We start from the raw sequence: 8350 nt of genomic DNA on the forward strand, positions 1-8350 counted from the left end.
CTGGACGGGTGTGCTGCCCGCCGGTGCTGATGCCGCCCGGGTGGACCTGCCGACGTACGCCTTCGACCACCGGCATTACTGGCTGAAGACGGCCCCCGCCATGGACGCGGCCTCGCTCGGGCAGGCGGGCACCGACCACCCCCTCCTCGGCGCGGTGGTCGGGCGGCCCGACTCGGGTGGGTTCATGACGACCTCGCGGTGGTCGCTGCGCGCGCAGCCGTGGCTGGCCGAGCATCTCGTCGGGGACGACACCGTGCTGGTGCCGAACGCGGCGCTGGTCGAGTTGGCGGTCCGGGTCGGCGAGGAGGCCGGCGTGCCGGTCGTGGAGGAGCTGACCGTCGACCGGCCGGTCGTCCTGCCGGTACGTGGTGGCCGGGGTGTCCAGACCGTGGTGGGCGCGGCCGATGGCATCGGCCGGCGTACCGTCGAGGTGTACTCGCGCGCGGCCGACTCCGTGCTGGACGCCGCCTGGACCCGGCACGCGCACGGCACCCTCGCGCCCGCCGTCCCGGCGGCGGACAGCGAGCGGCCGGCCGACGGGCCCGGCATCGAGGTGGCCCTCGACGAGGCGGTCGTGGACGCCGAGCGGTACGGCGTACACCCCGCACTGCTCGACGCGGCCGTGCGGGCGGCGCTGCCCGCCGGAACCGTCGCGGTCACGTGGTGCGGTGTCGGTCTGCGGGCGTCCGGTGCGACCGCCGTCACCGCGCGGTGGGCGGGGGCCGCCGGGGAGGGCACCCGGCTCGATCTGACCGACCCGGCCGGACGGCCCGTTCTGGCCGTGGCCGCGGTGCTGGCCGAACCGTTCGACTCGGCGCACGCCGGACTCGCCGAGGCGCTCACCCACGACGCCCTGTTCCAGACGGACTGGACGGAGCTGCCGCTGCTCTCGGGCGACGGCGCCCCGTCCGCCGTCACCGTACGCACCGCGCGGGATGTCACCGCCGACGCGGCGGACGCCGACGCCCTGCTGTACGCCGTCGACCCGGCGGTGACCGATCCCCGTACGGCCCTGGCCGCCGCGCTCGCCGTGGTGCAGGCGTGGCTGGCCGAGCCCGCGCTGGAGCGGACCCGGCTGGTCGTGGCGACCGGCGCGGACGCCACCGACCTCGCCACGGCCGCCGTACAGGGACTGCTGCGGTCCGCGCAGTCCGAGCATCCCGGCCGTGTCGTGCTGGTCGAGTGCGCCGGGCCGGGCGGAGGACGGGAAGCCGAGGCGACGGTCCGCGCCGCGCTGCCAGGGCTGCTGGCCTGCGGCGAACCGGTGATACGCGTGGGGGCCGCGGGCGCGGAGGTGCCCAGGCTGGCCCGGACCGGGGTGGCTGCGGGGGACGGGGGCACCCCGCGGTCGGGCCAGGCGCTCGATCCCGAAGGGACCGTCCTGATCACCGGCGGCACCGGCATGCTCGGCGCGTTGACCGCCCGGCACCTGGTGACCGCGCACGGCGTCCGGCACCTGCTGCTGCTCAGCCGGCGCGGCCTCGCGGCGGACGGCGCGGCCGCGCTGTGCGGGGAACTGACCGCGCTGGGCGCCACCGTCACCGTCGTCGCCTGCGACACCGCCGAACGGGACCAGCTCGCGGCCGTCCTGGACGCCGTACCCACCGAGCATCCACTGACCGCCGTCCTGCACACCGCCGGAGTCCTGGACGACGGCGTGGTCACCGCGCTCACCCCGGAGCGCGTCGACACCGTACTGCGGCCCAAGCTGGACGCCGCCCTGTTGCTGGACGAGTTGACCCGGGGCCGCGACCTGGCGGCGTTCGTCCTGTTCTCCTCGGCCGCGAACGTCTTCGGCAACCCCGGGCAGGCCAACTACGCCGCCGCCAACGCCGCCCTGGACGCGCTCGCCCGCCGGCGTCGCGCACAGGGGCTGACCGGCGTCTCGCTCGCCTGGGGCCACTGGGCGCGGGCCAGCGGCATGACCCGGCATCTCGGCACCGCCGACCTGCACCGCAACCGGCGGCTGGGCATGGCCGCGCTGTCCGAGGCCGAGGGCATGGCGCTGCTCGACCGGACGCTGCGCTCCGGCACCGGGCTGCCCGCCGCCCTGGTGGCCGCCAGGCTGGACCTGCCCGCCCTGCGCGCGGCGGCCCGGAGCGCGCCCGTCGCGCACCTGCTGCGGAGCCTCGCGCCCGCGCCGCACTCGCCGGCCCGCACGGCCGGCACCGGCGATCACGGCAGCCTGCGCGACCGCCTGACCGCACTGGACCCGGCGGGCAGGCTGGAGCTGCTGCTGGGCCTGGTCCGGCGCACCGCCGCCGATGTGCTCGGCCACGACACCCCCGGCGCCGTCCGCGCCGACCGGGCCTTCAAGGACGCCGGGTTCGACTCGCTGACCGCGGTCGAGCTGCGCAACCGGCTGGCGACCGCCACCGGCCTCACGCTGCCCTCGGCCGTCGTCTTCGACCACCCCAAGCCCCTCGCGCTCGCCGACCACCTGCGCGCCCGGCTCGTCGGTGACACCCCCGCCGGCACGGCGTCCGCCCCGGCTCCGGCCGCGCCCGACGAACCGATCGCGATCGTCGCGATGGCCTGCCGCTTCCCGGCCGGGGTGCACAGCCCCGAGGACCTCTGGCGGATCGTGGCCGAGGAGACCGACGCCGTCACCGAGTTCCCCGACGACCGCGGCTGGGACATCGACCGGCTCTACGACGCCGATCCCGACAAAGCCGGCACCACCTACGTGCGGCACGGCGCGTTCCTCGACGACGCGCCCGGCTTCGACGCCGCCTTCTTCGGCATCTCCCCCAACGAGGCCCTCGCCATGGACCCGCAGCAGCGGCTGCTGCTGGAGACGTCCTGGGAGGCCTTCGAGCGCGCCGCGATCGGTCCCACCGGGCTGGCCGGCCGGGACATCGGCGTCTTCGTCGGCGTCAACAGCCATGACTACAGCGTGCGGATGCACCACGCGACCGACGCCGAGGGCTTCCGCCTCACCGGCGGCTCCGGCAGCGTCGTGTCGGGCCGCGTCGCCTACCACTTCGGCTTCGAGGGCCCGGCCGTCACGATCGACACCGCCTGCTCCTCCTCCCTGGTCGCCCTGCACCTGGCCGCCCAGGCGCTGCGCAACGGGGAGTGCTCCATGGCGCTCGCCGGCGGCGTGATGGTGATGGGCAACGTGGAGACGTTCATCGAGTTCTCCCGGCAGCGCGGCCTGGCCCCCGACGGGCGGTGCAAGGCGTTCGCGGACGGCGCGGACGGCACCGGCTGGTCCGAGGGCGCCGGCGTGCTGCTGGTCGAGCGGCTGTCCGAGGCCCGGCGGCAGGGCCACCAGGTGCTCGCCGTTATCCGGGGCAGCGCGGTCAACCAGGACGGCGCGTCCAACGGTCTGACCGCCCCGAACGGGCCTTCCCAACAGCGCGTGATCCGCAGGGCGTTGGCGAACGCGGGGCTTTCGGCGTCCGAGGTGGACGCGGTGGAGGCGCACGGCACGGGCACGGTCCTCGGCGACCCGATCGAGGCCCAGGCGCTCCTCGCCACCTACGGCCAGGACCGCGAACAGCCGCTGTGGATCGGGTCGGTGAAGTCCAACATCGGCCACGCGCAGGCCGCCGCCGGGGTCGCCGGCGTCATCAAGACCGTCATGGCGATGCGACACGGCCTGCTGCCCCGCACCCTGCACGTGAACCGGCCCTCCCCCCACGTCGACTGGTCGGCGGGCGCGGTCGAGGTGCTCACCGAGGCCCGCCCGTGGCCCGAGACCGGCCGCCCCCGCCGCGCCGGCGTCTCCGCCTTCGGCATCGGCGGCACCAACGCCCACCTGCTGCTGGAGCAGGCACCGACGCCCCCCGCGGACACGGCGGCGCCGTCGGACGGCCCGCAGCACAGCCCCGCCGGCCCCCTCCTGTTCCCCCTCTCCGCACGCACCGCCGCCGGTCTTCGCGGACAGGCCGCGCGGCTCGCGGACTGGGTGGCGGACCGGCCCGGTACGCCGCTCGCGGCCACGGCGCACGCGCTCGGCACCGCCCGCGCCCACCTCGACCATCGCGCGGTCGTCCTGGCCGCCGACCGGGAGCTGCTCACCGACGCGTTGCGCGCGCTCGCCGAGGGCACCGGCCACGCGGACACCGTCACCGGCGGACCCGCTGACGGAAAGCTCGCCTTCCTGTTCACCGGGCAGGGCAGCCAGTGGGCCGGCATGGGCCGCGAACTCGCCGCGCTGTACCCGGAGTTCCGCGACGCGTTCGGCGCCGCCTGCGCCGCCGTGGAACGGCACCTGGACGGCCTCGACCACCCCGTGAGCGAGGTGGTGTTCGCCGAGCCCGGCACCGAGCCGGCCGCCCTGCTCGACCAGACCCTCTACACCCAGGCCGCGCTGTTCGCCCTGGAGACCGCGCTGTTCCGGCTGTTCACCTCCTGGGGCGTACGACCCGACCTCCTCGCGGGACACTCGGTCGGAGAGATCGCCGCCGCCCACGCCGCCGGCGTCCTGGACCTGGCGGACGCCGGCGAACTCGTCGCGGCGCGGGGAAGGTTGATGCAGGCACTGCCGCGGGGCGGCGCGATGATCGCCGTCGAGGCGACCGAGGACGAGGTGGCACCGCTGCTCGCCCGTACACCGGGCACCGTCGGGACCGCCGCGGTCAACGGGCCGCGGGCCCTCGTGCTGTCCGGTGCCGAGGACGCCGTGCTCGCCGTCGCCGGGCGCCTCGCCCAGGCCGGCCACCGGACCCGCCGGCTGTCCGTCAGCCACGCCTTCCACTCGGCGCTGATGGAGCCGATGCTCGACGATCTGCGTGCCGTGGCCGCCCGGCTGCGCTACCGGCCGGGCACGACACCCGTCGTCTCCACGCTCACCGGCGCACGCGCCGAGGACGGGCTGCTCGCCACCCCCGAGTACTGGGTGGACCAGGCCCGGCACGCCGTACGCTTCGCCGACGCCGTCACCGCCCTGCGCGACCAGGGCGTCACCACCCACCTCGAACTGGGGCCCGGTGGTGTGCTCAGCGCCATGGTCCTCGGCACGCTCGGGGCGGACACCCGCGGCTGCGTCAGCACGCTGCGCGCCGACACCGCAGAGGACAGCGCCGTACTCTTCGCGCTCGCCGAACTGCACGTGCGCGGCGTACCGGTCGACTGGACCGCCGTCCTCGGCCGCCCGCACCCGGCCGTGGGCCCCGACCTGCCCACCTACGCCTTCCAGCACCAGCGGTACTGGGTGGACGGCGGCGCCGCCCCGGCCGCCGAGGCGCTGGGCGCCCGGTCCGCAGGCCACCCGTTGCTCGGCGGAGTCGTGGAGGTCCCCGGCGGGCGCGGCGGCACCGGCGTCGTCCTCACCGGCCGGCTGACCCGGCGCAGTCCCGGTCTGCTCCCCGGCACGCGCACCGGTGGCGAGACGACCGTACCGGCCGGCGTACTGCTGGAGTTGCTCGTCCGGGCCGGCGACGAGGCCGGCGCCGGAACCGTCGAGCGGATCACCGTCGACGCGCCCCTCGACCTCCCCGCGCACGGCGACCTCCAGCTCCGCGTCTTCGTGGACGCCCCCGGCCCCGACGGAGCGCGCGACGCCACCGTGCACAGCAGGCCCGGCGGGCAGGACGGCGAGGCGTGGCTCCGGCACGCCCGCGCCCTCCTGACGCCCGGCGTCCCGCGGCACGCCTTCGACCTGCGCACCTGGCCGCACGAGCCCGCCGTGGACAGCGGCCCCGCCGGGGTGCGCGGTCTCTGGCGGCAGAACGAGCGGACCCTTGCCGAGATCGCCCTGCCGGACGAACTCGCCGTCCAGGCAGACGAGTTCACCCTCCACCCGCTGCTCCTCGACACCGCGCTGCGGATCGCGGCCCAGGCCCAGGACGCCGTCGCCCTGACCGAGTGCGCCACCCTCGCCGTGTACGCGGTGGGCGCCACCGAGCTGCGGGTCCGCGTCACCCCGGCCGCCGAAGGCCAGCACCTGGTGGAGCTGGCCGACCCCGACGGCCGACCCGTGGCGCTGCTCGGCCCGGTGACCCTCGCCACCACGACCGAGGGCACGGTCCCCGATGCCGGGGCGACCGAGGAATCCGGCGCCGTCGCCGGCACGGCCGAGGGACCCGTGCCCGGCGTCGGCACCGCCCGGGACGTCGCCCACAGCGCCGGCGCCATCGAGGAGAACGGCACCGCGGCCGGCCCTCTCGCCCCCGCTCGCGCCCGGCGCCTCATCCGGCGCGCGGCCGCCGTCGACGGCAACGAACTGGCCGCCCGGCTGGCCCCTCTATCCGACGCCGAACAGCGCCGGATCCTGCTGGACCTGGTCCGGGAGAGCGCCGCCGTCGTCCTCGGCCACCGGGACACGAACGGCTTCGACGAGGGACAGCCGTTCAAGAACCTGGGCTTCGACTCCCTCACCGCCGTCAAACTCCGCAACCGGCTGCACGACTTCACCGGCGTCAGCCTGCCCGGCAGCCTGGTCTTCGACCACCCGACCCCGGCCCTGCTCGCCGACCACCTGCGCGGCGAACTCCTCGGCATCCGCCCGGACACCCGCGCGCCCGCCCGGCGCGGCACGGCGGACCCGGACGAGCCGATCGCCATCATCGCCATGAGCAGCAGGCTGCCCGGCGGCGTGGACAGCCCCGAGGACCTCTGGCAGCTCGTCGTGGACCGTCGCGACGCCATCTCCGGCTTCCCCACCGACCGCGACTGGGACATCGACCGCCTCTACCACCCCGACCCGGCCCACCCCGGCACCAGCTACACCCGGGCGGGCGGCTTCCTGCACGACGCCGCCCGCTTCGACGCCCAGCTCTTCGGGATCTCGCCGCGCGAGGCGCTGGCGATGGACCCGCAGCAGCGGCTGCTGCTGGAGACCTCCTGGGAGGCCATGGAACGGGCCGGCATCGATCCGCTGTCCGCCCGCGGCCAGGACGTCGGGGTGTTCACCGGCATCGTCCACCACGACTACGTCACGCGGCTGCGCCAGGTGCCCGAGGACGTCCAGGGCTACACGATGACCGGTACGGCCGCGAGCGTGGCCTCGGGCCGGGTCTCGTACGTCTTCGGCTTCGAGGGCCCCGCGGTGACCGTGGACACCGCCTGCTCGTCCTCCCTGGTCGCCCTGCACCTCGCGGCCCAGGCGCTGCGAGGCGGCGAGTGCTCCCTGGCGCTCGCCGGCGGTGCCACCGTCATGGCCACCCCGGACGCCTTCCTGGAGTTCTCCCGGCAGCGCGGGCTGTCCGCCGACGGCCGCTGCAAGGCGTACTCCTCCACCGCCGACGGCACCGGCTGGGCCGAAGGGGTCGGCGTGGTCCTGCTGGAGCGTCTGTCCGACGCGCGGCGCAACGGGCATCGCGTGCTCGCGGTCGTCCGGGGCAGCGCGGTCAACCAGGACGGCGCGTCCAACGGCCTGACCGCCCCCAACGGCCCTTCCCAACAGCGGGTCATCCGCGGCGCGCTGGCCGCCGCCGGGCTGGAGCCCGCCGACGTGGACGTGGTGGAGGGACACGGCACAGGCACCGTCCTCGGCGACCCGATCGAGGTCCAGGCCCTGCTGGACACCTACGGCCAGGACCGCGAACGGCCTTTGTGGCTGGGCTCGGTGAAGTCCAACATCGGCCACACCCAGGCCGCCGCGGGCGTCGCCGGGGTGATCAAGATGGTGGAGGCGCTACGGCACGGTGTCCTGCCGCCCACCCTGAACGTGGCCGAGCCCACCCCGCAGGTCGACTGGTCGGCCGGCGCGGTGGAACTGCTCACGGAGGCCCGGCAGTGGCCCGACACCGGCCGCCCGCGCCGGGCCGCCGTCTCCGCGTTCGGCGCGAGCGGCACCAACGCGCACGTCATCCTGGAGGAGGCGCCCGAGGCCGGCATTCCGCAGGACGCACCCGAGGCCGAGCGGGTCGCCCGGCCGGGGGCGCCCGCCGGTGTCGTACCGCTGGTGGTGTCGGCCCGCAGTGCCGCCGCCCTCGCCGCCCAGGCCGGGCGCCTGGCGGCGTTCGTGACGCACAGGGGCGGGAACGCCGGCGCGCGCACGGACACCGATACAGGCACCGGCGCGGTCCCGGCCGAGGTCGCGGGCGCCCTCGTGTCCCGGCGGGCCCTGCTGTCCGAGCGGGCCGTGGTCGTCGCCGGTTCGCGCGCCGAGGCCCTTTCCGGGCTGGGCGCGCTGGCCCGCGGTGAGAACAGCCCCCTCGTCGTGACCGGAACCGTCGCCGGCTCCGGCGGCCCCGGCAGGACGGTGCTCGTCTTCCCCGGTCAGGGTTCGCAGTGGCTGGGGATGGGGCGGGAGTTGTTGGAGTCCTCGTCGGTGTTCGCGGAGCGGGTGGGGGAGTGTGCGGGGGTGTTGGAGCCGTGGGTGGACTGGGATCTGGTGGCGGTGCTGCGGGGTGATGTGGATTTGTTGGGGCGGGTGGATGTGGTGCAGCCGGCGGGT

1 protein-coding gene is annotated in these 8350 nt (G+C 76.1%); it reads left to right on the forward strand.

Features of this window, described 5'->3' with window-relative positions; genetic code table 11:
* Positions 1-8350: type I polyketide synthase (locus tag ACZ60X_RS43645; protein WP_469611378.1), on the forward strand; the 8350-nt coding region annotated here is incomplete at both ends.

It is taken from the genome of Streptomyces sp. NPDC104106, assembly GCF_055584345.1.